This window comes from Streptomyces sp. P9-2 (assembly GCF_051903975.1).
Lineage (GTDB): Bacteria > Actinomycetota > Actinomycetes > Streptomycetales > Streptomycetaceae > Streptomyces > Streptomyces cellulosae.
This window is the reverse complement of record NZ_CP192633.1, coordinates 2,018,027-2,042,934: the sequence shown is the minus strand read 5'-3', so window position 1 is coordinate 2,042,934 and position 24,908 is coordinate 2,018,027. Positions and strand designations below refer to the sequence as shown.

Annotated in this window: 25 protein-coding genes and 1 tRNA gene; 13 read left to right on the top strand and 13 right to left on the bottom strand. The window is 72.2% G+C overall.

Annotation, left to right across the window (positions count from 1 at the left end):
* Positions 1 to 62: 62 nt before the first annotated feature.
* The 3 genes from ACQY0Z_RS09655 to ACQY0Z_RS09645 all read left to right on the top strand — a co-directional run bounded on the left by ACQY0Z_RS09655 (position 63) and on the right by ACQY0Z_RS09645 (position 2,135).
* Complete coding sequence (locus ACQY0Z_RS09655) at positions 63 to 374, top strand: FmdB family zinc ribbon protein (RefSeq protein WP_439812108.1); 312 nt, start codon at positions 63 to 65, stop codon at positions 372 to 374.
* Positions 375 to 513: 139 nt separating this feature from the next.
* Positions 514 to 1,356, top strand: coding sequence for an S-methyl-5'-thioadenosine phosphorylase (locus tag ACQY0Z_RS09650; protein WP_439812107.1), 843 nt, complete (start codon positions 514 to 516; stop codon positions 1,354 to 1,356).
* Positions 1,357 to 1,553: 197 nt separating this feature from the next.
* A complete protein-coding gene (locus ACQY0Z_RS09645; protein ID WP_189896462.1) occupies positions 1,554 to 2,135 on the top strand; it encodes a hypothetical protein in 582 nt (193 codons plus the stop codon).
* A 53-nt stretch (positions 2,136 to 2,188) separates the two neighbouring features.
* Here ACQY0Z_RS09645 and ACQY0Z_RS09640 read toward each other — a convergent pair whose 3' ends face one another.
* Entirely contained in the window at positions 2,189 to 3,217 is a 1,029-nt protein-coding gene (locus tag ACQY0Z_RS09640; RefSeq protein WP_189896039.1) for a P1 family peptidase, read from the bottom strand.
* Between the two features lie 43 nt (positions 3,218 to 3,260).
* Between ACQY0Z_RS09640 and ACQY0Z_RS09635 the strand changes: the two genes are divergently transcribed.
* Positions 3,261 to 3,434, top strand: a complete 174-nt coding sequence (locus ACQY0Z_RS09635) for a hypothetical protein (protein WP_189896040.1) — start codon at positions 3,261 to 3,263, stop codon at positions 3,432 to 3,434.
* A gap of 17 nt (positions 3,435 to 3,451) precedes the next feature.
* Here ACQY0Z_RS09635 and mscL read toward each other — a convergent pair whose 3' ends face one another.
* Complete coding sequence (gene mscL, locus ACQY0Z_RS09630; protein WP_189896042.1) at positions 3,452 to 3,967, bottom strand: large conductance mechanosensitive channel protein MscL; 516 nt, start codon at positions 3,965 to 3,967, stop codon at positions 3,452 to 3,454.
* 353 nt (positions 3,968 to 4,320) lie between these two features.
* Between mscL and ACQY0Z_RS09625 the strand changes: the two genes are divergently transcribed.
* Positions 4,321 to 5,067, top strand: coding sequence for a DUF6227 family protein (locus ACQY0Z_RS09625; protein ID WP_254585628.1), 747 nt, complete (start codon positions 4,321 to 4,323; stop codon positions 5,065 to 5,067).
* 45 nt (positions 5,068 to 5,112) lie between these two features.
* On the opposite strand, the gene ACQY0Z_RS09620 is transcribed toward ACQY0Z_RS09625, so the two are convergent.
* The 5 genes from ACQY0Z_RS09620 to ACQY0Z_RS09600 form a co-directional block, all read right to left on the bottom strand.
* Positions 5,113 to 5,409 carry a hypothetical protein gene (locus tag ACQY0Z_RS09620; RefSeq protein ID WP_189896045.1) on the bottom strand — a complete coding sequence of 99 codons (297 nt, stop codon included), beginning with the start codon at positions 5,407 to 5,409 and terminating at the stop codon, positions 5,113 to 5,115.
* Between the two features lie 109 nt (positions 5,410 to 5,518).
* Positions 5,519 to 7,696: a PTS fructose transporter subunit IIABC gene (locus ACQY0Z_RS09615; protein ID WP_381724584.1), complete on the bottom strand. Its 2,178-nt coding sequence runs from the start codon at positions 7,694 to 7,696 to the stop codon at positions 5,519 to 5,521.
* A gap of 112 nt (positions 7,697 to 7,808) precedes the next feature.
* On the bottom strand, positions 7,809 to 8,756 hold the full coding sequence (gene pfkB, locus ACQY0Z_RS09610) for a 1-phosphofructokinase (protein WP_254585630.1): 948 nt from the start codon (positions 8,754 to 8,756) through the stop codon (positions 7,809 to 7,811).
* Entirely contained in the window at positions 8,753 to 9,514 is a 762-nt protein-coding gene (locus tag ACQY0Z_RS09605) for a DeoR/GlpR family DNA-binding transcription regulator (RefSeq protein ID WP_439812106.1), read from the bottom strand. Before ACQY0Z_RS09605 ends, pfkB begins: the two co-directional genes overlap by 4 nt.
* 305 nt (positions 9,515 to 9,819) lie before the next feature.
* Positions 9,820 to 11,349 (bottom strand): MFS transporter, encoded by a 1,530-nt coding sequence (locus tag ACQY0Z_RS09600; protein ID WP_439812105.1) that lies wholly within the window; start codon positions 11,347 to 11,349, stop codon positions 9,820 to 9,822.
* A 62-nt stretch (positions 11,350 to 11,411) separates the two neighbouring features.
* Between ACQY0Z_RS09600 and ACQY0Z_RS09595 the strand changes: the two genes are divergently transcribed.
* Complete coding sequence (locus tag ACQY0Z_RS09595) at positions 11,412 to 12,374, top strand: helix-turn-helix transcriptional regulator (protein ID WP_189896054.1); 963 nt, start codon at positions 11,412 to 11,414, stop codon at positions 12,372 to 12,374.
* A gap of 14 nt (positions 12,375 to 12,388) precedes the next feature.
* Here ACQY0Z_RS09595 and ACQY0Z_RS09590 read toward each other — a convergent pair whose 3' ends face one another.
* Entirely contained in the window at positions 12,389 to 13,096 is a 708-nt protein-coding gene (locus ACQY0Z_RS09590) for a TetR/AcrR family transcriptional regulator (protein ID WP_189896056.1), read from the bottom strand.
* A 421-nt stretch (positions 13,097 to 13,517) separates the two neighbouring features.
* Entirely contained in the window at positions 13,518 to 14,516 is a 999-nt protein-coding gene (locus tag ACQY0Z_RS09585) for a sigma-70 family RNA polymerase sigma factor (protein ID WP_019524161.1), read from the bottom strand.
* A gap of 194 nt (positions 14,517 to 14,710) precedes the next feature.
* Here ACQY0Z_RS09585 and ACQY0Z_RS09580 point away from each other — a divergent pair, with 194 nt between their 5' ends.
* The gene (locus ACQY0Z_RS09580; protein ID WP_189896058.1) at positions 14,711 to 15,229 is read left to right on the top strand and encodes a GNAT family N-acetyltransferase; all 519 of its coding nucleotides are present in this window, start codon (positions 14,711 to 14,713) and stop codon (positions 15,227 to 15,229) included.
* Between the two features lie 32 nt (positions 15,230 to 15,261).
* On the opposite strand, the gene ACQY0Z_RS09575 is transcribed toward ACQY0Z_RS09580, so the two are convergent.
* Positions 15,262 to 16,047: a dioxygenase family protein gene (locus ACQY0Z_RS09575; RefSeq protein ID WP_189896060.1), complete on the bottom strand. Its 786-nt coding sequence runs from the start codon at positions 16,045 to 16,047 to the stop codon at positions 15,262 to 15,264.
* Between the two features lie 104 nt (positions 16,048 to 16,151).
* Here ACQY0Z_RS09575 and ACQY0Z_RS09570 point away from each other — a divergent pair, with 104 nt between their 5' ends.
* Entirely contained in the window at positions 16,152 to 16,670 is a 519-nt protein-coding gene (locus ACQY0Z_RS09570) for a MarR family winged helix-turn-helix transcriptional regulator (protein ID WP_439812104.1), read from the top strand.
* Between the two features lie 94 nt (positions 16,671 to 16,764).
* Here ACQY0Z_RS09570 and ACQY0Z_RS09565 read toward each other — a convergent pair whose 3' ends face one another.
* Both ACQY0Z_RS09565 and ACQY0Z_RS09560 read right to left on the bottom strand, forming a co-directional pair.
* Positions 16,765 to 18,321, bottom strand: coding sequence for an MFS transporter (locus tag ACQY0Z_RS09565; RefSeq protein WP_189896063.1), 1,557 nt, complete (start codon positions 18,319 to 18,321; stop codon positions 16,765 to 16,767).
* Between the two features lie 147 nt (positions 18,322 to 18,468).
* Entirely contained in the window at positions 18,469 to 19,116 is a 648-nt protein-coding gene (locus ACQY0Z_RS09560) for a TetR/AcrR family transcriptional regulator (RefSeq protein WP_189896065.1), read from the bottom strand.
* A 288-nt stretch (positions 19,117 to 19,404) separates the two neighbouring features.
* Between ACQY0Z_RS09560 and ACQY0Z_RS09555 the strand changes: the two genes are divergently transcribed.
* The 3 genes from ACQY0Z_RS09555 to ACQY0Z_RS09545 all read left to right on the top strand — a co-directional run bounded on the left by ACQY0Z_RS09555 (position 19,405) and on the right by ACQY0Z_RS09545 (position 21,846).
* Positions 19,405 to 20,697, top strand: coding sequence for a M6 family metalloprotease domain-containing protein (locus ACQY0Z_RS09555; RefSeq protein WP_215048954.1), 1,293 nt, complete (start codon positions 19,405 to 19,407; stop codon positions 20,695 to 20,697).
* Between the two features lie 88 nt (positions 20,698 to 20,785).
* Positions 20,786 to 21,604 carry an SAM-dependent methyltransferase gene (locus tag ACQY0Z_RS09550; protein WP_439812103.1) on the top strand — a complete coding sequence of 273 codons (819 nt, stop codon included), beginning with the start codon at positions 20,786 to 20,788 and terminating at the stop codon, positions 21,602 to 21,604.
* 169 nt (positions 21,605 to 21,773) lie between these two features.
* Positions 21,774 to 21,846: transfer RNA gene (locus ACQY0Z_RS09545), tRNA-Arg, on the top strand.
* A gap of 97 nt (positions 21,847 to 21,943) precedes the next feature.
* Here the strand turns inward: ACQY0Z_RS09545 and ACQY0Z_RS09540 are convergent.
* On the bottom strand, positions 21,944 to 22,423 hold the full coding sequence (locus ACQY0Z_RS09540; RefSeq protein WP_439812102.1) for a hypothetical protein: 480 nt from the start codon (positions 22,421 to 22,423) through the stop codon (positions 21,944 to 21,946).
* A 771-nt stretch (positions 22,424 to 23,194) separates the two neighbouring features.
* Here ACQY0Z_RS09540 and ACQY0Z_RS09535 point away from each other — a divergent pair.
* Together ACQY0Z_RS09535 and ACQY0Z_RS09530 are read left to right on the top strand one after the other, a co-directional pair.
* Positions 23,195 to 23,857, top strand: coding sequence for a hypothetical protein (locus ACQY0Z_RS09535; protein WP_254587761.1), 663 nt, complete (start codon positions 23,195 to 23,197; stop codon positions 23,855 to 23,857).
* Positions 23,858 to 23,952: 95 nt separating this feature from the next.
* Positions 23,953 to 24,888, top strand: coding sequence for a hypothetical protein (locus ACQY0Z_RS09530; protein WP_370879087.1), 936 nt, complete (start codon positions 23,953 to 23,955; stop codon positions 24,886 to 24,888).
* Positions 24,889 to 24,908 lie beyond the last annotated feature (20 nt).

Genomic DNA, 24,908 nt, shown 5'->3' with positions numbered 1-24,908 from the left:
CGGAATGCGTCACTATGGACCGTCGTTAGCACTCATTGAGTGAGAGTGCCAGGAGGAAGACAGTGCCGACCTACCAGTACCAGTGCACCGAGTGCGGCGAGGGCCTCGAGGCGGTGCAGAAGTTCACCGACGACGCCCTGACCGAGTGCCCCAGCTGCCAGGGCCGCCTGAAGAAGGTGTTCTCCGCGGTCGGCATCGTCTTCAAGGGTTCCGGTTTCTACCGCAACGACAGTCGCGGCTCCTCGTCGAGCTCCTCGCCGGCGTCGTCGAAGTCCTCCGGATCCTCGTCGTCGAGCTCCTCGTCGTCGGACTCCGGTGCCGGCTCGTCCTCGTCCGGCTCCTCCGGCAGCTCGACGAGCACGACGGCGGCGTGACCGCCTGACGTTTCGCGCTTCGCAGGGCCCTGTCGTCTCTGACGGCGGGGTCCTCGGCGTTTCCGGGGTCCTGGGGACGGTTCGGGGACGGCTGACGGGGTTCTCTCCCGGTCGTTCCGGGTGCCGTTAGGGTCGGGCCATGGCGAACATGGCGAACGCCGAGATCGGCGTGATCGGCGGATCCGGCTTCTACTCCTTCCTCGACGACGTGACCGAGGTCCAGGTCGACACCCCCTACGGGGCGCCCAGCGACTCCCTCTTCCTCGGCGAGGTGGCCGGCCGGCGGGTCGCCTTCCTGCCCCGGCACGGACGCGGCCACCATCTGCCCCCGCACCGCATCAACTACCGCGCCAACCTGTGGGCGCTGCGGTCGGTCGGCGTGCGCCAGGTGCTCGGCCCGTGCGCGGTGGGCGGCCTGCGCCCCAAGTACGGCCCGGGCACGCTCCTGGTGCCGGACCAGCTCGTGGACCGCACCAAGTCCCGGGTCAACACCTACTTCGACGGGCTGCCGCTGCCCGACGGCACCGTGCCGAACGTCGTCCATGTGTCGCTGGCCGACCCCTACTGCCCCACCGGGCGGGCGTCCGCGCTGAAGGCGGCACGCGGCCGGGACTGGGAGGCGGTGGACGGCGGCACGCTGGTCGTCGTCGAGGGCCCGCGCTTCTCGACCCGCGCCGAGTCGCTGTGGCATCAGGCGCAGGGCTGGTCGGTGGTGGGCATGACCGGGCACCCGGAGGCGGCGCTCGCCCGTGAGCTGGAGCTCTGCTACACGTCGCTGACGCTGGTCACGGACCTGGACGCGGGCGCCGAGACGGGTGAGGGCGTCTCCCACGACGAGGTGCTGCGGGTGTTCGCGGCCAACGTGGACCGGCTGCGGGGGGTGCTGTTCGACGCGGTGGCGGCGCTGCCGTCGACGGAGGAGCGGGACTGTCTGTGCGCGTCGGCGCTCGGGGGGATGGATCCGGGGTTCGTGCTGCCGTAGGCGGGGCGGCCCACCCGGGGGCGGAGGCGGCGGGCCGGCGCGCCGGCAGGCTGCGCGGAGGCGCTCGTTCGGGTGGGGCGGTTTTCCACAACCGAGGATGTGTTCACAGCCTCCGGCGGGATTCCGTCGGGGGCTTCATCGTGGGGTCCGCAAGCCGTTCCCGCGCCCCAGGTGGTGGTCCCGTGTCCATGTCGTCCATGTCGTCCGCGCCCTCCGCGTACCGCCGTTCCCCGTTCCCGCGTCCGCACGGCGCCGATGTGCCGCCGCCGTGCGAGGTGCCGCGGTTCGACCCGGTGCGGGTGCGCGGTGCGCTGCCGCTCGCTGGCCGGCTGGCGCGGCACCGGAGGCGGGCGGTGGCGGCCGGTCTCGCGGTGACCGCGGCGGCGCTGGTCGCGGCGGGCCCGAGGGACACCGACCGGTCGCGCGGGCATCCCGAGCCGGCCAGGGCGGCGGCCGGGACTCCCGTGGCGTCCGGCGGCGACGACCGTCCGGTACGGCAGCGGCGCGCGGGCACGACGGTCACCGCGCCGGTGCGGATCGCCGACGCGGCCACGGTCCGGCTGCTGCGGCCCGGCGACCGGGTGGACGTGATCGCGGCCGGGGAAACGGTGTCCGGCGGTGAGGCGCGCGTGGTCGCGCGCGGAGCACGGGTCACGGAGGTGCCGGAGCCTGCGGACGGCGACGGGGGTGCGCTGGTCGTCCTGTCGGTGCCGCGCGACACGGCGGCCGAGCTGGCGGGCGCGAGCGCCACGGCACGGCTGGCGGTGACGCTGTGGTGACCCGCGCGGCACCGGGCGCCCCGACCGGCCGACGGTCGTTTCCGCCCGCGCCCTCAGCTCCCTCCGTACAGCTCCCCGTACGACGGCCACGCCCCGCCCGGACCGTCCACCGGGGTGGCCGCCCGCACCGCGCGGACGATCGCCCGGGTCACCAGGTCCGCGCCCGCCGCGAGCACCTCGTTCAGTGCGAGGGGGTCCTTCGCGTCGAGCGGCCGGGTGCCGGTGGCCAGGGTGAAGACGGTGTCGCCGTCGTTCAGCAGATGCACGGGGCGGACGGCGCGCGCGATGCCGTCGTGCGCGGTGCCGGCCAGCTTCTGCGCCTGCGCGCGGGTCAGGTCGGCGTCGGTGGCGACCACGGCGAGGGTGGTGTTCATCGGCGGCGGGGCGTTGCGCTCGGCCGACTCCGCCAGGCGGCGCCGTGCGGCCCGGTGCACTTCGGGGTCGGGCAGACGCGGGCGCCCGCCGAAGTACTCGCCGTAGAGGACCCCCGTCTCCAGGTCCACCGCCGAGCCCACCGCGTTGGCGACGACCAGCGCGGCCACGGTCACCCCCGAGGGCAGGACCGTGCTCGCCGAGCCGACGCCGCCCTTGAGCTGGCCCACGACGGCGCCCGTCCCGGCGCCCACGCAGCCCTGCGGCACCGGAGCCCCGGGTTCGGTGGCCGCGGCGGCCTCGATCGCCTCGCGGCCCAGGGCCGCGTCCGGCCGGGCCCGGAAGTCGCCGCCGCGGCGCAGGTCGAAGACGCAGGCGGCCGGCACGACCGGCACCACGTGCGTGGGTTCCGGACCGACCCGCACGCCGCGGCCCCGCTCCTCCAGCCAGGCCATCACCCCGGACGCCGCGTCCAGGCCGAAGGCGCTGCCGCCGGTGAGGGTGACCGCCTCGACGCGCTGCACCACGTTGCGCGGGTCCAGCGCGTCGGTCTCCTTCGTGCCCGGACCGCCGCCGCGCACGTCCACGGCGGCGACCGCGCCGCCCTCGGGGGCGAGCACCACCGTGGTCCCGGTGAGCCATCCGTCGCCGGTCCGCGTCGCGTGCCCCACGCGCACGCCGGCCACATCCGTCAGAGCGTCAGCCTTCATGGAGGCAGTCATGCCCCCGCGGCCCCGGCCGTACCCTGGACGCATGAGTACCGCTCCCGAGCCGCCGCGCGAGCCGAAGCCCGCGCTGGTCTTCGACGACCCGCTGGACCAGCCGACCTCCGACGACACGGACCGGGGCTGGGGCGAGCGCCCGTCCGGCGACAGCGCCGCCGACCTGAGGCGTTTCCTCGACGAGAAGCCGCCGCACCACATCTGACCGGGCGGCGGGGCGCCCTACCGTCCGCCGGCGCCGGGCTGCTCGCCGCCGCCGTCCGTCCGCAGGCTCTTGCCCCCGCCCTGCGCGCGCTCGGCCAGCAGCGCGTCCCGGATCTCCTTCAGGACCTCCAGCTCGGTCACCTCGACGACCTCGTGGGCGCCTTCCTTCGCCTTCCGGCGCGCCTCCACGCGGGCCAGGTACTTCGCCATGGGCAGCACCATCAGGAAGTAGACGACGGCCGCCGTGATCACGAACTGCAGCGTGGCGCCGAGCACCGAGCCCCACAGGATCCGCACCCCGGTCGCCGCGTCCCCGGTGCCCTCGCAGGGGCCCTTCAGACAGGACGTGTAGCTGTCGAGGTTCTGGGTGCCGAACGCACCCACGAGCGGGTTGATGATCCCCTCGACGACCGAGTTGACGATGTTGGTGAAGGCGGCGCCGATGACGACCGCCACCGCCAGATCGACGACGTTCCCGCGCATCAGGAAGGCCTTGAAGCCCTGCCACAGGCTCGTCTTCTCCTGGTCGCTCACTGCGGGGCCTCATTTCTCGTGCGTAGGTGCGGAAGAAGGCGCTCCGCAACTTACGGCACCACCGAGGCGCCATGTCCAGTCGCGTCCGGCAGCAGGACGGGGTGGGGTGAGGAGGGGGCGGAGCCGCCGGCGTGCGCGGGACGGCGCGCAACGGGTCGCGTCCCCTCCCTCACGCACCCCTGAAGTACCGTTTGACCAGGAACAATTCAGGCCGTGGCAAGGTCCGCCGGGAACTTCTCGTGTGTTCCGCTCGTCGTTCGGGCATACGTTTTCTCGGTTCCCGGACACGACGTCCGGCCGAGGGGCTACGGTATGCACCCACAAGGTGACATGCAGCAACGCCGGGAGAAACCTTGAGCGTTCCGTACGAGACGGCAGCGTGCGAACCACCTGACTCGTCCGACTCACCGGAGGAGCATCTCGCGCGCCTCCTGGGCCGCGCCCTGAACTCCTTCGAGCTGCCGGACGAGACGATCCGCCGGCTGGACTGCGCGCTCGCACACGACGGTTCGCTGCACTCGGCGCACCACGGCGCGGGTCTGCACCGGGAGACGTACCGGCACACGTGGCTGCTGGCGGACGGTTCTGCGACGACGCTGTGGGAGCTGGTGCACAACACCACCCCGGGCGGCGAGCCGCAGCACGAGGTGTACGTGGACGAGGAGGAGCTGCGCACGGCGACGGCGCGGCTGCCGCTGCCCCCGGAGGCCCCGGACTTCGAACTGCCGGTGACGGCCCCCGCGTTCACGCTGCCCGCGGTCCGTCATGTGTACGTCCCGGACGACTCCCCCGATCACGCGCGGCGTTTACTGCGCCGGGCGGAGAACGCGGACCGGCCGGACGCCGAGACGGCGGCGCTGCTGTCGACGGCGTGCGCGCACCGCATCACCCAGGCGTTCGGCCGCCCGTCGCGGGCGGGCCGGGTCGCGCTGTGCTTCTCGCTGTACGAGCACGCGTTCCTGCTGGGTGACGGCGGTGAGGTCTCGCTGTGGGAGGTCGAGCACACGCTGACACCGGACGGGCGGCACATGTGCGAGGTGTACGCGAGCGAGGACGCCGCGCGGCGGGCGATGGAGCGCCGCGCCGCCCAGGGCTGCTGAACCCCGGCTGCTCGCGGCGCGGAGCACCAGGCAGGGCGCTCCGGTCTAGTCGCCTTCGGAAAGGCGCCGTACGAGGACGGCGAACGCGTCGCGTTCGGCCTCGGTGAGGCGTACGGTCTCCGCGCTCGGGCCTGTGGCCCGCTGACGCGGGATGGTCGGGGTGCCGTGGTGGGCGTGGGCGTGCGCCGGGACGGGCTGCTCCGCCCCGGCGTGGTGGCGCGCGCGCCTGCGGAGGCGTACGCGGCGCCTGAGGGCGTCGGCCAGGCCGGCCGCGCAGGCCACAACCACCAGGGTGAGGACGGTGGCACCCGTCGTCCGCGAGAGGGTCTCGTGCTCAGCCATGCCGCCCAGTACACACCACGGTCCGGGGAGTTGTACCCCGGACCGTGACGATCGTGATCTATATCGCACTAGGCATGAACTGCCCACACACCCCCAAAAGGACTCATCGTCACACCGTCTGCGCGGCGACCGTTTCCTTGTCCGCCGCCGGGCTCGCGGCCGCCGGTGCGAGGGCGGTGTCCCCGTCCGTCGCCGGGGCGGCCGGATCGGCCGTGCGGCGCAGGCCCTTGAGGACGATCACGAGGGCGGTGGTGACGCCGACGCCGGCGGCGATGGCGACGAGGTAGAGCAGCGGGTTGCCGATGAGGGGGACCACGAAGATGCCGCCGTGGGGTGCGCGCAGGGTGGCGCCGAACGCCATGGACAGGGCGCCGGTGACCGCGCCGCCGGTCATGGAGGCGGGGATGACGCGGAGCGGGTCGGCGGCGGCGAAGGGGATGGCGCCCTCGGAGATGAAGGAGGCGCCGAGGACCCAGGCGGCCTTGCCGTTCTCGCGTTCGGCGCGGTTGAAGAGCCGGCCGCGCACGGTGGTCGCGAGGGCCATTGCCAGCGGCGGGACCATGCCGGCGGCCATCACCGCGGCCATGACCTTCATCGCGGAGTCGCTCGGGTCGGCGACGGCGATGCCGGCGGTGGCGAAGGTGTAGGCGACCTTGTTGACGGGGCCGCCGAGGTCGAAGCACATCATCAAGCCGAGGAGGGCCCCCAGCAGGACGGCGTTGGCGCCGGTGAGGCCGTTCAGCCAGTCGGTCATGCCCTTCTGGGCCTCGGCGATGGGCTTGCCGATGACGACGAACATCAGGAAGCCGACGACCGCCGAGGAGATCAGCGGGATCACCACCACCGGCATGATGCCGCGCAGCGCCGACGGGATGTTCACCCGCTGGATGGCGAGCACCACACCACCGGCGATCAGACCGGCGGCGAGACCGCCGAGGAAGCCGGCGTTGATGGTGAGGGAGATCGCGCCGCCGACGAAACCGGGGACGAGTCCGGGCCGGTCGGCCATGCCGTAGGCGATGTATCCGGCGAGGACGGGGACGAGGAAGCCGAAGGCGACGCCGCCGATCTGGAAGAGCAGCGCGCCCCAGCTGTCGGCCTGGGTCCACACGAAGTGCTCCATGACCGACGGGGCCTCGTTGATCTCGTAACCGCCGATCGCGAAGCCGAGGGCGATGAGGAGACCGCCGGCGGCGACGAACGGGACCATGTAGCTGACGCCGGACATCAGCCAGCGGCGCAGGCGCGTGCCGTAGCCCTCGCCGTCGGTGCCGGCGCGTTCGACGGGGGTGGCTCCCCCGGCGGGGGCGGCCTCGGTGGTCTCGCCCCGGGCGGCCTTGTCGCGGGCCTCGGCGATGAGGGCGGCGGGCCGGTTGATCGCGGCCTTCACACCGGTGTCGACGGTGGGCTTGCCTGCGAAGCGCTGCTTGTCCCGTACGGGGACGTCGTGGGCGAGGATCACGCCGTCCGCGTCGGCGATCACGGCCGGGTCGAGCCGGGTGAAACCGGCGGAGCCCTGCGTCTCGACGACGATCTCGACGCCCGCCTCGCGTCCCGCGTTCTCGAGGGACTCGGCGGCCATGTAGGTGTGGGCGATGCCGGTGGGGCAGGAGGTGACGGCGACGATCCGGAACGGGCGGTCGCCCTCGGGAGTGGTGGGGCCCGTGACGGCGCCGACGGAGGCCGCCGCCGGCGCCGCCACGGAGTCGTCGGGGGCGGGGTCCGCGCCCTCGGGTCCAGCGCCCCCTGCAGCCGCACCCTCGGGTCCAGCGCCCCCAGAAGCCGCGCCCTCGGGTCCAGCGCCCCCTGCAGCCGCACCCTCGGAAGCCGCCTCCCCGGAGACCGTCTCCTCCCCCCGGATCAGCGCAGCCGCGCGCCCCGCTTCGTCCACCGCCCGCAGCGCGTCCGTGAACTCGGTGTTCATCAGCCGCCGCGCGAGGGCGGACAGCAGCGTGAGGTGGGCGTCGTCCGCGCCGGCCGGGGCGGCGATGAGGAAGATCAGGTCGGCGGGCCCGTCGGGGGCGCCGAAGTCGATGCCGGAGGGGCTGCGGCCGAAGGCGAGGGTCGGCTCGGTGACGTGGGCGCTGCGGCAGTGGGGGATGCCGATGCCGCCGTCGAGGCCGGTCGGCATCTGCGCCTCACGGGCGGCGACGTCGGCCAGGAAACCCTCCAGGTCGGTGACCCGGCCCTGGGCCGCCATGCGCTCGGCGAGGGCGCGGGCCGCCGCTTCCTTGGTGTCGGCGGACAGGTCGAGGTCGACCAGGTCCGCGGTGATGGTGTCGCTCATCGCGGGCTCCTTCGCACGCGTATCGCCCGGGTGGCCCGTACGGCGGGCCGGGCGGGGGTGGGGACGAGAGGGGGACGGGGGAGCTCGTACAAGGGGTCGTGATCGATGGGTGTCATCCGGCCGCTCCGTCCAGCGGCAGGTCGACGGGGATGTCGGCGGTGACGGTCACGGCGGCGGGGTCGAGGTCGCCGGGGGCCGGCATGACGCTGCCGGGGAGGCGTACGGCGGCGGCGCCGTGGGCGACGGCGGCGGCCAGCGCCTCGGGTCCGCGCCCTCCGGCGACGAGGAAGCCGGCGAGGGAGGCGTCGCCGGCGCCGACGTTGCTGCGGACGGCGTCGACGGGGGCGGTGCCGTACCAGGCGCCGTCGGCGTCGACGAGGAGCTGGCCGGCGGCGCCCAGGCTGGCGAGGACGGCGCCGGCGCCCGTCTCGCGCAGGTCCTTGGCGGCCTTGAGGGCGTCGCCGACGGTGGCGAGGGGGCGGCCGACGGCCTCGGCGAGCTCCTCGGCGTTGGGCTTGACGACGTCGGGGCGTTCGCGGAGGGCGGCCAGCAGGGCGGGCCCCGAGGTGTCGAGGGCGATGCGCAGGCCGGCGGCGTGGACGCGGGCGACGATCGCGGCGTACCAGGAGGGGCCGAGGCCGCGCGGGAGGCTGCCGCAGCAGACGATCCAGTCGGCGCCGGCGGCGTGGCGGCGGACGGTGCCGAGGAGGTTCTCCTGCTCGTCGGGGGTGAGCTCGGGGCCGGGCGCGTTGATCTTCGTGAGGACGCCGTCCGCCTCGGCGAGGGCGATGTTGGAGCGGGTGGCGCCGGTGACGGGGACGGGGGCGACCTCGATGCCCTGGGCGTGGAGGAGGTCGGCGACGAGGGCGCCGGGGGCGCCGCCGAGGGGCAGGACGGCGACGGTGCGGCGGCCGGCGGCGGCGACGGCGCGGGATACGTTGACGCCCTTGCCGCCGGGGTCGACGCGTTCGCCGGTGGCGCGGACGACCTCGCCGCGGTCCAGGGACGGCACCTCGTAGGTGCGGTCCAGGGACGGGTTGGGGGTGACGGTGAGGATCATGCGCGTACCACTTCCGTGCCGCCGGCCTCGATGGCGGCGGCGTCCTGCGGGCTCAGCCCGGTGTCGGTGACGATCAGGTCGACGTCGTCGAGGCCGCCGAAGCGGGCGAAGTGCTCCTTGCCGTACTTGGAGGAGTCGGCGAGCAGGACCACGCGCCGGGCGGCGGCCGTCGCGGCGCGCTTCACGGCGGCCTCGGCGAGGTCGGGGGTGGTGAGCCCGTGCTCGGCGGAGAACCCGTTGGCGGCGAGGAACAGCACGTCGGCGCGGATCTCGGCGTACGCCCTGAGGGCCCAGGCGTCGACGGCGGCGTGGGTGCGGTGCCGTACGCGTCCGCCGACGAGGTGGAGCTGAATGCCGGGGTGGTCGGCGAGGCGGGCCGCGATGGGCAGGCTGTGGGTGACGACGGTGAGGGAGAGCTCCGGGGTGAGGAAGCCCGCGAGGCGGGCGGCGGTCGACCCGGCGTCGACGATCATGGTGCCGTCGGCGGGGACCTCGGCGAGGGCGGCGCGGGCGATGCGGTCCTTCTCGTCGGCGGCGGTCGTCTCACGTTCGGCGAGGTCGGGTTCGAAGTCGAGGCGTCCGGCGGGGATGGCGCCGCCGTGGACGCGGCGGACGAGTCCGGCGCGGTCCAGGGCCTTGAGGTCCCGGCGGATGGTCTCGGCGGTCACCTGGAACTCCTCGGCGAGCGAGACCACGTCGACGCGTCCGCTGTCGCGGGCGAGGCGCAGGATCTCCTGCTGCCGTTCCGGTGCGTACATGGCCGCGTGCCTCCCGGTTCCGTCCGCGCCCGCACCCGTCGCGTGACCGCGTCCGTGTCCGAACGTGTGATTTCGCTGGGAGGCTACGTCGGGATGTCCGGAAAGTAAACAGTCGGAGCCCGAAAGCGGGCACAATCGGGCGTCCGATCATGTCTGCTTCCGGGTTCCATCCAACCAGCACACGGCTCCGTCAGGGCACCAGCTCCGGCCCCGTCAGGACACCAGCTCCGGCCCCGTCAGGGCACCAGCTCCGGCCCCGTCAGGACACCAGCTCCGGCCCCGTCAGGACACCAGCTCCGGCCCCGTCAGGACACCAGCTCCGGCTCCTTATCCCCCGCTGCCGGCGCCTCCTCGACCGCCGCCGCGCCCTCGACGTGCTGCGCCGGCCGCTTCGGGAGGGCGAACATCAGCAGGAAGATCGCGCCGAGCACCGCGGCCACCCAGCCCAGTGCGTGGGTGAAGCCGTCCACGAAGGCGGGGCCCACCTCGGCGGGCGCGAGCGGCTCGTCGATGACGCCGAAGAACACCACGGAGACCAGGCCGAGGCCGAGCGCGTGGCCCATCTGCTGCACGGTGTTGATGAGTCCCGACGCCGACCCGGCGTGCTCGCGCGGCACCTCGGACAGCACCGCGTCCGTCAGCGGGGCCACGATGAGGCCCATGCCGGCGCCCATGACGACCAGCGGGAGCGCCATCTGCCAGGAGGTGACGGCGAGTCCGTAGTGTTCGGCCTCCGCCAGGTAGATCAGCACGCCGGCCGCCATGACCAGGGCGCCCGCCTGGAGCACCTTGCGGCCGAAGCGCGGGACGAGCTGCTGCACGGACATCCCGGCCGCCACCGACACCGCGATCGAGAACGGCACGCCCGTCAGTCCGGCGCGCAGGGCGCTCCAGCCGAGCCCGATCTGCATGTAGAGCGTCCAGACCAGGAAGAACACGCCGAGGCCGACGCCGAACACCGTCTGCACGGCGATGCCCGCCGCGAAACTCTTCACCCGGAACAGCGACAGCTCGATCAGCGGGGAGCCGTCCCGGGCGCCCTTGGCCCGCTCGTACGCCACCAGCGCCGCGAACACGACGAGCGCGCCCGCCATCGACACGTAGCCCCACACCGGCCAGCCCAGCTCGCGGCCGCGGGTGAGCGGGTAGAGCAGCATCAGCAGGGCGAGGGTGACGAGCGCGACGCCGGGCAGGTCGAGCTTCAGGGCGCGGGGCGCCTTGGACTCGGTGATGAAGCGGCTGCCGAGGACGAGGGCGGCGACGCCGACGGGCAGGTTGATCAGGAAGATGGGCCGCCACTCCAGACCGAAGAGGTTCCCCTCCGTCAGCAGCGCGCCGAGCAGCGGCCCGGAGACCGCGCCGAGGCCGACGATCGCGCCGAACAGGCCGAAGACCTTGCCGCGTTCGTGCGCGGGGAAGGTGGCGTGGACGATCGAGAGCACCTGCGGCACCATCAGCGCGGCCATGGCGCCCTGGAGGATGCGGGAGGCGACCAGCATCTCGGGGTTCACGGCGAGCCCGCACAGGGCGGAGGCGACGGTGAAGCCGCCGATGCCGACGAGGAAGACGCGCTTGCGGCCGTGGATGTCGCCGAGCCGTCCGCCGGTGACCAGCCCGGCGGCGAAGGCGAGCGCGTAGCCGGCGGTGATCCACTGGATCTGGCTGAAGGTGGCGCCCTCGTCGCGCTGGATCGACGGGACGGCGATGTTGACGATGGTGACGTCGACGAGGTCCATGAAGGCCGCGGTCATCACGATGGCCAGCGCGAACCAGCGCCGGCGGTCGCCCGTGGCGGGCTCCGGGGTCGGTGCGTGAGCGATGTCGGTGGAGTGCATGTCCGTGACGCTAGAACCCCAGTAGGACAGATCCGGTCCTAGTGGTGCGGCATGCTCGACGCATGACGACGGACACCCCGGCACGGCTGCTCCAGTTGCTCTCCCTCCTCCAGACGCCCCGCGAATGGCCCGGCGGCGAACTGGCCGACCGGCTCGGCGTGTCGCGGCGCACGGTCCGCCGGGACATCGAGCGGCTGCGGGACCTCGGCTATCCCGTGCAGGCGACGATGGGCTCGGACGGCGGCTACCGGCTGGTCGCGGGCAAGGCGATGCCGCCGCTGGTGCTGGACGACGAGGAGGCCGTCGCGATCGCGGTCGGCCTGCGGGCCGGCGCCGGTCACGCCCTGGAGGGCGTGGACGAGGCGTCGGTGCGGGCCCTGGCGAAGCTGGAGCAGGTGCTGCCCGGCAGACTGCGTCACCGCGTCAGCGTGCTCCAGGCCGCGACGACACCGCTGACCAGCGGCGACGGTCCGACCATCGCCCCGGAGACGCTCACGGTGATGGCGTCCACGGTGGCCGGGAACGAACGCCTGCGGTTCTCCTACCGCGCCGCCGACGGCACCGAGTCCCGGCGCCTGACCGAGCCGCACCGGCTGGTGTCCACCGGCCGCCGCTGGTACCTGGTCGCCTACGACCTCGACCGCGCGGACTGGCGCACCTTCCGCGTCGACCGGGTCAGCGACCCCTTCGCCACCGGTGCCCGCTTCAGCCCGCGCGAGATGCCGACGGGCAGCGCCGCGGAGTTCCTGCGCCGGTCCGTGAACCGCGCGCTCGACTCGTACGAGATCACCGTCACGTTCGCCGCGCCCGCCGCGACGGTCGCGTCCCGGCTCCCGCCCTGGATGGGCGCGCCCGAGCCGCTGGACGAGGACAGCTGCCGGCTCCGGGCGACGGTGAGCGGCCCGAAGGACTGGATGGCGGTACGCCTGGCCATGATGGGGCACGCCTTCACGGTGCAGGAGCCGCCGGAACTGGCGGAGGCGGCGCGGGTGCTGGGCGCGCGGCTGACGGAGGCGGCGGGGTAGCGCACCCCGTGGAACTACGGCCTGCCCACCACCGCGTCCCACGGGAAGTCCCGTAGGGCTGTCAGGTTGGCGGCGGCCAGTTCGGCGGGGCCGTCCGGGCCCTCCGCCGGACCGTCCCCCGCCGCCCAGCTCTCCATCGCCGTGCGGACGGCCGCGCCCGCGACGGACGCGGCGAAGCACAGGCGGGAGCGGGCGGCGATGTCGGCGTCCAGCCGTGGGGGCGCTTCTCCGGTCAGCCGGTGGGCCAGCGCCTGAGCCAGGTCCCGCTCCGAGGCACGGCAGGCCTCCGCCCACACCCTGCCCAGCGCGGGGTTGTCCGCCGCGAGCCGGATGAGGGTGCGGACCCAGTTCCAGGACTCCTCGGAGACCCCGAGGCCGGGGGTGAGGGTGTGCCGGGCGGCCTCCTCGAGCACGCGCGGCAGGGGTGTCCCGGCGGGGGCGGTGCGGACCGCGTCCACCCAGCGCCGGGCGCCGAGCGCGTAGAGCGGGCCGACGGCCTCCTCCTTGGTGGGGAAGTACCGGTAGAAGGTGCGCGGGGCGACGCCGGCCGCGTGGGCGATGTCCTCGGCACGGGTGGCGCGCAGGCCGTTCCGGACGAAGAGGGCGGCGGCGGTACGGGCGATGTGGAGGCGCGTCCGCGCCTTGCGCCGTTCGGTCAACGAGCCGTCGGCCGCCGGGTCTTCGGGGAACGGCGGGGGCGGCGTCGGGGTGGTGCTGCTCACGTTCGGCAGGCTATGCCCATGTGGCACAATCTGCCATCTGGCGGGCCACCCCGGGGTTCAGGTCCGGGGTGACCCGCTGTCGAGCGCAGAGAAAGAGCCGGGTCCGGCGCCCGGGGGGACAGGCGCCGGACCCGGCGTGGGAAGTCCCGGCGCCGGGGGGGGTGGTGCGTCGGGACGTGGCGCGTGGGTCGGCCCCGGAGCCTCAAGGCCCCGAAGCGTGCCGACTGCTGGGTTCTCACGTCTTGTTCCCTGGCCCCGCCGGGTTGAAGCGGCGGGGAACAGCCATGTTTGCGCGGTCTTCCGCCACCCGGCGCACGCGGCCCGCGCCTCTCACGCGACCGCGCGAGGCCCGCCCGTCACGCGGGGCGACAGGCGCGCCCGCACGCGGGCCGGCCGCCGCGCCGGCGGACGGGAGTCCCCGTCACGCCGCCGCGTCGAACCCGGTGGAACGGGCCAGCTTCTTCAGTTCCAGCAGCGCGTGCTTCTCGATCTGGCGGATGCGCTCGCGCGTCAGACCGTGCTCCTTGCCGACCTCGGTGAGCGTGCGCTCCCGGCCGTCCTCGATGCCGTAGCGCATCTTGATGATGGAGGCCGTGCGCTGGTCGAGGCGGCCGATCAGGTCGTCGAGCTCCTCGCTGCGCAGCAGCGTCATCACGGACTGCTCCGGCGACACCGCGGAGGTGTCCTCCAGGAGGTCGCCGAACTGGGTCTCGCCCTCGTCGTCCACCGACATGTTCAGCGAGACCGGGTCGCGCGCCCAGTCGAGCACGTCGGTGACGCGCTCCGGCGTGGAACCGAGCTCGGCGGCGATCTCCGCGGGCTCGGCGTCACGGCCGTGCTCACGGTTGAACTCGCGCTGCACACGGCGTATCCGGCCCAGCTCCTCCACCAGGTGGACGGGCAGGCGGATCGTGCGCGACTGGTCGGCTATGGACCGGGTGATGGCCTGCCGGATCCACCAGGTGGCGTACGTCGAGAACTTGAAGCCCTTGCGGTAGTCGAACTTCTCGACCGCGCGGACCAGACCGGCGTTGCCCTCCTGGATCAGGTCGAGCAGCGGCAGACCGCTGCGCGGGTACCGTCGCGCGACGGCGACGACCAGGCGGAGGTTGGAACGGATGAAGATGTCCTTCGCCCGCTCGCCCTCGTCGACCAGGGCCTGGAGCTCCTCGGGGGTGGCTCCGGCCTTGTTCTCCTCGAGGCCGTCGAGGATCTGTCGTGCGAACACACCCGCTTCGATGATCTGGGACAGCTCGACCTCCTTGGCGGCGTCGAGCAGCGGTGTGCGCGCGATCTCGTCGAGGTACATGCCGACCAGGTCGCGATCGGCGATCTCGCCGCCATGGGCGCGAACACTGCTTGCCGAGTCGACCGTCTCGCCGGAGGCGGACTGACGACGGGCGACGGCACGGGTTGCCATGCGTGCTCCCTTGCGATGATGAGGTCAGCGGGTGGTCCTGCGGACACTCGGCACGGTCTTCAGAATCTCTTCCGGACTCTGCTCGGGTGCCCGCATCCGTAGGAAACAACGACTGGAATCAGGACAGAATTCCCAACCCGCCCCCCGATTTTTCTGATCATGCAGTACCCTGTCCGGCCACGCAGGGAGGTGCGATGCCGCCGGTTCATGCGGAGGTGCAGGTCAGGCCAGGAGTCGAGGGTGACCTCGTGGCCCTCACGGACCTCTACAACCACTACGTACGTGAGACGGCCGTCACGTTCGACACCGTGCCGTTCACTCCGGCGGAGCGACGCCCCTGGCTGCTCTCCCACCCTGTAGACGGCCCCCACCGCCTGATGGTTGCCACGGACGCCGCCTCCGGGCGGGTCCTCGGGTACGCCTCGTCGAGTCCGTTCCGCGCGAAGCCCGCCTACGCGACGTCCGTCGAGACGACGGTGTACGTCGCCCCGGACGCCGGCCGGCGCGGCATCGGCACCCTGCTCTACCAGGCGCTCTTCGGCGCGCTGGCGGGCGAGGGCCTGCACCGCGCCTACGCGGGCATCGCCCAGCCGAACGCCGCCTCGACGCGGCTGCACGAGCGGTTCGGCTTCCGGTACGTCGGCACGTACCGAGAGGTGGGTCACAAGTTCGGCCGCTGGTGGGACGTGGCCTGGCACGAGAAGGAGCTGTGACGCGGCTGCCGTGGCACCCGCGTCGGCGGACCTCAGCCGAACTGCACCGACCGCTTGGCCAGCCCCATCCAGAACCCGTCGATCACGGACTTCTGTTCCCCGAGCTCCCCGGCCGCGTCGGCGGCGCCCATGGTGACGAAGAGCGGGGCGAAGTGCTCGGTGCGCGGGTGGGCGAGCCGGCCCGCCGGTGACTTGCGGGTGAAGTCGAGCAGCGCGTCCACGTCCCGCGTCTGGAGCGCCTCCCTGCCCCACGCGTCGAACTCGGCCGACCAGGCGGGGATGCCGCCCTGGCGCAGCGCGGCGAGGTTGTGGGTGAAGAACCCGGAGCCGACGATCAGCACGCCCTCGTCACGCAGCGGCGCGAGGCGGCGGCCGATCTCCATCAGCTTCACGGGGTCCAGGGTCGGCATGGACACCTGGAGGACGGGGATGTCGGCGTCCGGGTACATCTCGACGAGCGGGACGTAGGCGCCGTGGTCCAGGCCCCGGTCGGGGACGTCCTGGACGGGGGTGCCGGGGGCGCGCAGCAGCTTGCGCACGGATTCGGCCAGCTCGGGGGCGCCGGGGGCCGGGTAGGTCACCCGGTAGTAGTGCTCGGGGAAGCCCCAGAAGTCGTAGACCAGCGGGACGGTCCCGGTGGCGCCGAGGGCGAGCGGGGCCTCCTCCCAGTGGGCGGAGACGACGAGGATCGCCTTGGGGCGGGGCAGGCTCGCGGACCAGGCGGCCAGCTCGCCGGGCCAGACGGGGTCGTCGGCCAGGGGCGGGGCGCCGTGGCTGAGGTAGAGCGCCGGCATGCGCTCCTGAGTGGCGGCGGTCATGACGGCGACTCCTTTCGGTCATCTGCTTGAACTCTCAACTTCCACGACCGACTGTACGCCCCATTTGTTTAACCTTCAAGGAGAACGCCCGTACAGTGGACTGCATGAACACGGCACCCGCATCTTCGGCAGCCGCCGGGGAGCCACGCTGGCTCACCGACGAGGAACAGCGCGTCTGGCGTGCGTACGTCGACGCCACCACGCTTCTCGAGGACCACCTCGACCGTCAGCTCCAGCGGGACGCGGGCATGCCGCACGTCTACTACGGGCTGCTGGTGACGCTGGCCGAGGCGCCGCGCCGGCGACTGCGGATGACGGAGCTGGCGAAGGACGCCAAGATCACCCGCTCGCGTCTGTCGCACGCGGTCGCGCGCCTGGAGAAGAACGGCTGGGTCCGCCGGGAGAACTGCCCCTCGGACAAGCGCGGCCAGTTCGCCGTGCTCACCGACGAGGGCGTGGACGTCCTGCGCCGCCACGCGCCCGGCCATGTCAACGCCGTACGGCAGGCGGTGTTCGACCGGCTCACCCCGGAACAGCAGAAGTCCCTCGGCGAGATCATGGGGATCGTCGCCGAGGGACTTCAGCCGAGCGAAGCGGGTGCGGACCTGCCCTGGCTCCGCTGACGCGGCGGAAGCCGGGGCAGGTCCTTCGGAACCGCTCGGAAGGGGCGTCCCCTTCCCCTCCCGCGCGGATGGCTCCGGGAGGCGGGCCCGTGGGTCAGTGCATGGCCACCGGCACGGCCGCCTCGTTCTCCGCGGCCGCGTCGGAGGACCCGGCGACCGCCGTGCCGCCCGGACGGCCCGCGTTGATCAGGGTCAGGGCGATGGCCGCGGCCACCACCAGGATCCCGACGGCGAACCAGATGGCGCTGGTGTAGCCCTGCACCTGCCCCTGGAGCTGGACCAGCTGCTGCTGGGCCCGGCCCGAGGCGCCGCCGATGTGGTCGGCGACGTAGGCGGTGGTGGCGGAGGCGGCGATCGTGTTCAGCAGGGCCGTGCCGATCGCGCCGCCCACCTGCTGCGAGGTGTTGACCATCGCGGAGGCGACACCGGAGTCACGCGGCTCGACGCCCAGGGTGGCCAGCGACATGGCCGGCATGAACGCCGTACCCATGCCGAGACCGAGCAGCAGCATGCCGGGCAGCAGCACCGCCGCGTACGAGGTGCCGATCTCCAGCTGGGTCAGCAGCAGCATGCCGAGCGCCGCGACCAGGAAGCCGGGGCCCATCAGCAGCCGGGGCGCGACCCGGGTCATCAGCCGGGTGCCGATCTGGGTGGAGCCCGTGATCATGCCCGCGATCATCGGCAGGAAGGCGAAACCGGTCTTCACCGGCGAGTACCCCTTCACGACCTGCAGGTAGTAGGTGAGGAAGAGGAACAGGCCGAACATCGCGATGATGGCCAGGCCCAGCGACAGGTAGACCCCGCCGCGGTTGCGCTCGGTGATCACACGCAGCGGCAGCAGCGGCGCCTTGACCCGCGCCTCCACGGCCACGAACGCGGCGAGCAGCACGGCCGAGGCGACGAACATGCCGATCGTGACGGAGTCGCTCCAGCCCTCGGACTCGGCGCGGGTGAAGCCGTAGACCAGCGCGACCAGACCCAGGGTGGACAGGATCACGCCGGGCACGTCCAGCGGGGAGCGGTTGCGGCCGCCCTTCGGCTCACGGATGACGAAGTACGCGCCGGCCGCGGCGACCACGGCGAACGGGATGTTCACGAAGAACGTCCAGCGCCAGTCCAGGTACTCGGTGAGGAAGCCGCCGAGGATCAGGCCGACGGCGCCGCCGCCGCCGGCGATCGCGCCGTAGATGCCGAACGCCTTGGCGCGCTCCTTGCCGTCGGTGAACATCACCGCGAGCAGCGACAGCGCGGCGGGCGCGAGCAGCGCGCCGAACGCGCCCTGGAGTGCGCGGGCGCCGAACATCATCGCCTCGTTGGTGGCCGCGCCGCCCAGCGCGGACGCCAGCGCGAAGCCGCCGAGCCCGACCACGAAGGCCCGCTTGCGCCCCCACAGGTCGGCGATCCGGCCGCCGAACAGCAGCAGTCCGCCGAAGGCCAGGGCGTAGGCGGTGACCACCCACTGGCGGTTGCCGTCCGAGATGCCGAGGTCCTGCTGGGCGGAGGGCAGCGCGATGTTCACGATGGTGGCGTCCAGGACGACCATCAGCTGGGCGATCGCGATGAAGACGAGCGCTTTCCAGCGGTTGGCGTCCGGGCCGCCCGCGTCGACGCGGCCCGGGGCCTTTCCGGCCGGGGAGACTGTTTCAGACATGGGGGTACCCACTTCGGGACTTGTAGCGGAATGAAAGTGTGAGTAATGAAAAATCGGGCGTGTTCGGCCGACGGCACGTCCCCGTCGACGGCCGTTTCTGCCGGTGCCCGTGGTCAGGACGGGCGGCCTGAAGGAGTCAGGAGAGGCTCAGCGGCGCAGATCCTCCACGGTCACGGCCGTACCCGGCAGGACGGAGGGGGCGGGCGCCCTCATGCCGTCCAGGAAGAGCTGGATGTGGCGGTGGACGAAGCGGTCGGCGTTCATGCAGGCGGTGCCGGCCGGGGGCCGGCTCAGCTGCGCGACGCCCACCATCAGATCGCCGTACTCCACGTCGCCCCGCAGTTGGCCGGCCGCACGGGCGCGGTCCATGAGCTGGGCGACGAGGCTCTCGGCGCGCCGCCGCGCCTCATCCAGGTCGGGGTGGCACTGGTCGAAGGTGCTGGAGATCATCGGGCACAGCGCACTGATCCGCTCGTCCGCGGCCGTGTGCGCGAAGCGCTCCAGCGCCTCGAAGGCGTCCCCGGTCTCGCTCAGCGCCTGCTCGGCCGCCCGCACCGTACGGTCCATGACGGAGCAGACGACCTCGCGCACGAGCGCGTCGCGGTCGGGGAAGTTGCGGTACACCGTGGCATTGCCGACACCGGCCCGGCGGGCGATCTCGTCGAGCGGGACCTCGGGCCCGAACTCGGTGAACATCTCCCGGGCGGCCGCGACGATCCGCTCCCGGTTACGCAGGGCGTCGGCGCGGGGCCGGGGCGCCTTGCGCGTCACGGGGGTCTCGGTCGTCGCGGTCACGGTGCCCTCCTCGGGGTGTTGCTCTGACGTCTGTGCTGTGTCTGCGGTTCTGCGTCTGCGGTGAACCGGGGAGCGCGTCCCCGGATCGAGCGGACACAGGGGTAAACGGGGAGACGATCCCCGGTTATTTCCCGGCACGGGACATTTCTTGTGTGACCCAGGTCACATTTTCACGATCGGTCATCCCCACGATCGGACCACCCGGCGAGCGCACCCCCGACCCGTGACGCAGGGTGATCACGAGGGTGCAGTCGGCGACGGCGGCTGCCGTGCGAGCGGAGGTCCCCCATGCAGCCGCAGCCGAGCCGAGGCCGGATATCCCCGCGCCGTCTGGCCGCCCTGGGCTCGGTCGCCGCCCTCACCCTCGCGGTCTGCAGCTCGGCCGGGAGCGGCCACCTCTCCCCCACGACCACCGCCCCCGGCGCCGGCCCGAGCGCCCTCTCCCGCAGCTCCGCCCACGGCCCGTGCATGATCGGCAGCGACCGCGACGTCCAGATGTCCGAGGGCGTCCCCACGGACCCCGGCTACACCCGTTCCACCGGCACGGTCCGCGCCCTCACCCTGATGATCGACTTCTCGGACGCGCCCGGCGACGGCGACGCCCTGGACCGCTACCGCGAGTTCTTCCCGCAGACCCGCGAGTGGTTCACCACCAGTTCCTACGGCCGCCTCGACTACCGCCCCGAACTCCCCGTCCCCGAGTGGCTGCGCATGCCCAAGTCCTTCCGCCAGTACGGCATAGAGCGCGGCGCCCCCTTCGACCCCGGCTACCGGGAGCTGATCCGCGACATCGTCTCCGAGGCCGACACGGAGGTGGACTTCCAGGAGTACGACCTGGTCAACGTCCTCGTCACCCCCAACGCGGGCCCCGCCGCCCTGGACACCGTCCTGTCCGTCACCTTCGCCGGCAACGACGAGGCCCCCACCGCGGACGGCCGGCCCGTCTCCAACGCGTCGTTCGTCTACTCCCGCCAGGACGACGGCTCCGGCTCCTACGGCCGCACCGGCTACCGCGTGCTGCCGCACGAGAACGGCCACGTCTTCGGCCTGCCCGACCTCTACACCGCCGAGGGCGGCGGCGCCGTCGGCCACTGGGACATCATGAGCGAGGACTGGGGCGCCAACAACGACTTCCTCGCCTGGCACAAGTGGAAGCTGGGCTGGCTGGACACGTCCCAGGTGAGCTGCGTGGCCGAGCGGGGCTCACGGGAGTACGTCCTGACGCCGCTGGCCCGCGCGGGCGGCCCGAAGCTGCTCTTCATCCCGCTCGACGCGCACTCCGGGTACGCGGTCGAGGTGCGCACGCGCGGGGGGAACGACGAGGCGGTGTGCCGGCCGGGCGTCCTGATCTACCGGGTCGACGCGGACGTGGACACAGGGATGGGCCCGATCACCGTGCACGACGCGACCCGGGACAGCGGAGGCTGCACCCGGGCGCCGAACGTGCACGCGGAACTGTCGGACGCGACGTTCAGACCGGGGCAGAGCTTCATGGACCGGGAGGAGGGGGTACGGGTGGCGGTGCTGGCGGAGGGCGAGGAGGAGTACCGGGTGAGGGTGACGCGGATGTCGGGGCGGTAGCGGGGGCGCGGGCAGCGTGTTTTTCTCAACTCCCGGGGCTAGGTTGCTCTTTGACAGCAGCACCGGCCGGCCCCGGGAGGACGACGTAGTGACGGAGATATCCGCGGCAGCACTCGAGGCGCGCAAGCGCATCAGGACCGACCAGCCGCACACCGCCCGCATCTGGAACTACTGGCTGGGCGGCAAGGACAACTACCCGGTCGACCAGGCGGCGGGCGACCAGATCCGCGAGCTGCACCCGGGCATCGGCGACTACGCCCTGGCCGACCGCCAGTTCCTCGGCCGGGCGGTGCGGCACCTGGCCGGCCAGTGCGGGATCCGCCAGTTCCTGGACATCGGCACGGGCCTGCCCACGGCCGACAACACCCACGAGGTGGCCCAGCGGGTCGCGCCCGACTCGCGGGTGGTCTACGTCGACAACGACCCCATCGTGCTGGCCCACGCGGAGGCGCTCCTCACGAGCACACCGGAGGGCAGCACGGCATACCTCGACGAGGACCTGCGCAACATCGACGCGATCTTCGAACAGGCCGCGAAGACACTGGACTTCAGCAAGCCGGTCGCGCTGATCCTGCTGGGCGTGGTCATCTTCGTCGAGGACGACGAGGAGGCGTACGGGGTGGTGCGCCGCCTGATGGACCGGCTCCCGTCGGGCAGCTACCTGGTCCTCTCCCACACGATCACGCGCCCGGACATGCCGGACGTGGACGCGGCGGTGGCGTTCTGGAACGAGAACGGCACACCGAAGCTGACGCAGAGGACACCGGGGGCGGTGTCCCGCTTCTTCGAGGGGCTCGAGCTGCTGGACCCGGGCGTGGTGTCCTGCAACCGCTGGCGACCGGAGGACGGGGCCGGCGAGCTGCCGGCGGAGGTGGCGATGTTCGGAGGGGTGGGGCGGAAGCCGTGAGGCGGGGGTAGGCGGGTGGGGGCCGGGGAGAGCCTGGTCGATCGTCTCGATCTTCGGCTGTCCCCGACCCCCACCCACCCGGACACCGATCCGGTACCCTGTGGATCGAGCGCCCAGGCGGTCGCCGCTGTCCCCGTGACCGGGCCCGCAGCCACCGACCAGGACGCACGCCTTCGTAGCTCAGGGGATAGAGCACCGCTCTCCTAAAGCGGGTGTCGCAGGTTCGAATCCTGCCGGGGGCACGCTGCCTGACCAGGCAATATGCGTCGAACAGGCCCCTCGGAGTGACCTCCGGGGGGCCTGTTTCGTGCCCGGTGGGGACAAGGTGGGGACGTAACGCTAAGAGACGTCCTGATTACAACTCTTCCCGTCCTCGCTCGCGTCGGGCTGGACGAGGTACAACGCCTTCGGCTCCCCGGCCTGTGAAGGCTCCCCGGCCTCCGTGGAGTTGTCGGTCGCCGGGTCCGCACCCTTGCGGGGCACCAGCGCGACGGGGGCGTCGGCGGCCTCCTTCTCGAACTGGGGCATCAGCGAGGTGTACGTGTCCGCGGTGAGCGAGTAGGAGGCGCGGCCGAGGAGGGCCTGGATGGCCTTCATGGAGAGGCCGGCAGCGAGGCTCAGGGAGGCCGCGCAGTGCTTGCCCTCCCATTCCGTCCGCTGGGCCTTCTGCACGTCGCGCCAGGCGGTCATGAGGGCGAAGGTCGCCGAGTCGAGGGTGACGGTGCGGCGGCCTCTGCGGCTCTTGGGGGTGTCCTCCCAGACGTCGTAGGAGGCGTCGGAGACGAGCTGTTCGACGATGTTGGCGCGCCCCTTGGTCATGTCGACCTCAGCCCAGGGCAGGCCGGCGGCCTCGCCTCGGCGGGGCGCGCAAAAGACCATGAGGTGTCACATGACGTAGAGCGGGTGCTCGACAGCCGCGTCGAGGAACTCACCCGTCTGTTCCGGTGCCCAGACCATGACGGGGCCGGGCTTCTGTCCGGTCTCGCGCCAGCGGGCCACGCGTTCGTCGGTCCAGACGAGCGGGTCGGGGGGCGGTACTTGGGGATGACGACGCCGTCGGTCCAGTTCTCGGAGATCAGCTTCCCCCTGACGGCGTCGCCGAGGCGGCGGAGAGGGTGTCGAGGTATCTCTTCTGGGTGCCGGGGCCACTGTTCTTGCGGGGTTCGGAGTTGGCCACCTTCAACGCCGCCTGGGCGGCCTTCCATCGGGCACGCAGGTGGGGCGGTCGGGGCTTCTTGGCCTGCTTCCATGCTCTGGGCCGTCGCGCCGTCGGCCCACGCGTCGACGACACGGCGGTCGTCGCCGTCGAACTGGTCACCAACGCGCTGCGGCATACGAGAAGCGGCCCCCGACCCCACACCGGATGCTCTCCGTCCGGGGCTCCTCGTATTCAGCACCGACGCGTTCATGTTCACAGACTTCGTTGCGTTATGAAACGGTGACCGCACGACCACGCTGCGTATGACGGCATCTGGAGGGATTTGCCCAGGTGGAAGATCGCGCTTGACGTAAACCCAACTGGTTTCGCGCAAATCCCAATAGATAGCGTTGGCGCACTCGTGAGAACCCTCGCCCCACCGGGAGCCATCCGTGAACCGCCGTCCCAGATTGCTCGCAGCCGCCGCGCTGACCGCTGTCGCGGTTCTGCCGCTGTCCGCCTGCGGAGGCGGCGATGACAGTTCCAAGGGCAATGACAAGATCGCGGGGGCGGACACCGGGGGCGATTCGTCAACCTCCGCTTCACCGAGCGCCAGCGCATCGGACACCGCCGACCGGCCAGACATCACGCTGCCCGAGGACATGAAGAGCGTCTTCGAAGGCTGGAAGACGGGGGATGCCACCAAGGACGCGGCTCTGGCCGACGCTGAGCGAGCACTCGGTTCTGTTGACGACGCGATTGCCCGAGGCGATACAAAGTCGAAGGCACTCGGCTTCTACTACCAGGACGACGCGCTCATCAGCGAAGTCAAGTGGGTTCAGGCGTGGCTTGACGCCAACATCTCCTGGACCGGGACCATCCGCTACTTCGATCCGCAAGTGACGCTCAGCGACAAGAAGACCGCTGACGTCATCTACTGCGCGGACGACAGCAAGGCGTACAACAAGGACCGAAAGACCGGCAAGGTCGACAAGACGCCGGCCAGCGACAGTCCTTACGTCCTTTACAACACCCGCCTGGAGAAGAACGACCACGGCGTATGGGTGACCACCGGCCTGACCACCAAGCGGGGACACGAGCGGTGCGGAAGCTGATCACGCCGCCCCGGATCGGCACCGTTGCCCTCCTGGTTCTGGTTTCGGCTGGGATTCCGAGTGCGGCGTGGGCGACACCAGGACCCGCGCCTTCCGTGACCGAAGTCGACTCCGGCGCATCAGGCGGCGCCGACGGCGACAAGCTCACCTCGACCGTCTCCGCCGGGATCGTCTACGACCGTTCGAAGAACGGCAGCGGCACGTCGACGGGTGCCGTCACGTCGACTTCCACGTCCTGGACTCCCCCTGCCTGCTACTACGCGCCGAAGTACACGCCCAAGGAACTTGAGGCGCAGATGCGGCAGGTGTGGGCGAGCAGCGCGCCCAGCCACGATTGGGCCCTGAAGACGCAGAACTACTTCGTCAGCGGCGACCCGTACAACGACTTCAACAAGGACAAGGCGGACGAGGGCTACTGGTGGGACTCGTACGTCACCGAGGGCAGGGAGGCCGACCCGGCGTCCAATGAGTGCGACGAGATGCCGTTCTGGGTCGACAAAGGTGACACGCCGCCGGCCGACCGTCCGCAGGCCATCACCGCCGAGACCCTCGCCCAGCTCGCCTACGGCGAGATCCGCGTCCCCTCCACCAAGGTCGACCTCGCCCCGGCGAACATGACGAAGGTGAACCTGCCGACGTGGGCCTGGCTGGACACCGCGGACTTCAAGCCGGTCTCTGTCACGGCCTCCGTCCCGCTGCTCGGCCTCAGCGCGACGACCACCGCCGAGCCGATCTCGCTGAAGATCAGCCCCGGCACGGACGACGCGGTCACCTATCCCGCCTCCGGCGAGTGCGAGATCCGCAACGGCAAGATCGGCGAGCCCTACGCTAAGGGCAAGGCCGGCGAGACCCCTCCGTGCGGAGTGAAGTACCTGCGGTCCTCCGGCGACGGCTCGTACAAGCTGCAGGCAACCGTCACCTGGAAGATCAGCTGGACGAGCACCACCGGCCAGGGCGGCGACCTCCCCGACGGCGCCTTCGGCGCCGACCAGGACGTCGTCGTACAGGAAATCCAGGCCGTCAACCGGTAAGCATTGGAAAGCAGTTCAGC

Excerpts from the sequence above, each read along its gene's own strand:
- ACQY0Z_RS09650 (WP_439812107.1), top strand. The coding sequence starts at position 514 with ATGGCGAACATGGCGAACGCCGAGATCGGCGTGATCGGCGGATCCGGC.
- ACQY0Z_RS09645 (WP_189896462.1), top strand. The coding sequence starts at position 1,554 with ATGTCGTCCGCGCCCTCCGCGTACCGCCGTTCCCCGTTCCCGCGTCCG.
- ACQY0Z_RS09640 (WP_189896039.1), bottom strand. The coding sequence starts at position 3,217 with ATGAAGGCTGACGCTCTGACGGATGTGGCCGGCGTGCGCGTGGGGCAC.
- ACQY0Z_RS09635 (WP_189896040.1), top strand. The coding sequence starts at position 3,261 with ATGAGTACCGCTCCCGAGCCGCCGCGCGAGCCGAAGCCCGCGCTGGTC.
- ACQY0Z_RS09620 (WP_189896045.1), bottom strand. The coding sequence starts at position 5,409 with ATGGCTGAGCACGAGACCCTCTCGCGGACGACGGGTGCCACCGTCCTC.
- ACQY0Z_RS09615 (WP_381724584.1), bottom strand. The coding sequence starts at position 7,696 with ATGAGCGACACCATCACCGCGGACCTGGTCGACCTCGACCTGTCCGCC.
- pfkB (WP_254585630.1), bottom strand. The coding sequence starts at position 8,756 with ATGATCCTCACCGTCACCCCCAACCCGTCCCTGGACCGCACCTACGAG.
- ACQY0Z_RS09605 (WP_439812106.1), bottom strand. The coding sequence starts at position 9,514 with ATGTACGCACCGGAACGGCAGCAGGAGATCCTGCGCCTCGCCCGCGAC.
- ACQY0Z_RS09600 (WP_439812105.1), bottom strand. The coding sequence starts at position 11,349 with ATGCACTCCACCGACATCGCTCACGCACCGACCCCGGAGCCCGCCACG.
- ACQY0Z_RS09595 (WP_189896054.1), top strand. The coding sequence starts at position 11,412 with ATGACGACGGACACCCCGGCACGGCTGCTCCAGTTGCTCTCCCTCCTC.
- ACQY0Z_RS09585 (WP_019524161.1), bottom strand. The coding sequence starts at position 14,516 with ATGGCAACCCGTGCCGTCGCCCGTCGTCAGTCCGCCTCCGGCGAGACG.
- ACQY0Z_RS09580 (WP_189896058.1), top strand. The coding sequence starts at position 14,711 with ATGCCGCCGGTTCATGCGGAGGTGCAGGTCAGGCCAGGAGTCGAGGGT.
- ACQY0Z_RS09575 (WP_189896060.1), bottom strand. The coding sequence starts at position 16,047 with ATGACCGCCGCCACTCAGGAGCGCATGCCGGCGCTCTACCTCAGCCAC.
- ACQY0Z_RS09570 (WP_439812104.1), top strand. The coding sequence starts at position 16,152 with ATGAACACGGCACCCGCATCTTCGGCAGCCGCCGGGGAGCCACGCTGG.
- ACQY0Z_RS09565 (WP_189896063.1), bottom strand. The coding sequence starts at position 18,321 with ATGTCTGAAACAGTCTCCCCGGCCGGAAAGGCCCCGGGCCGCGTCGAC.
- ACQY0Z_RS09555 (WP_215048954.1), top strand. The coding sequence starts at position 19,405 with ATGCAGCCGCAGCCGAGCCGAGGCCGGATATCCCCGCGCCGTCTGGCC.
- ACQY0Z_RS09540 (WP_439812102.1), bottom strand. The coding sequence starts at position 22,423 with ATGACCAAGGGGCGCGCCAACATCGTCGAACAGCTCGTCTCCGACGCC.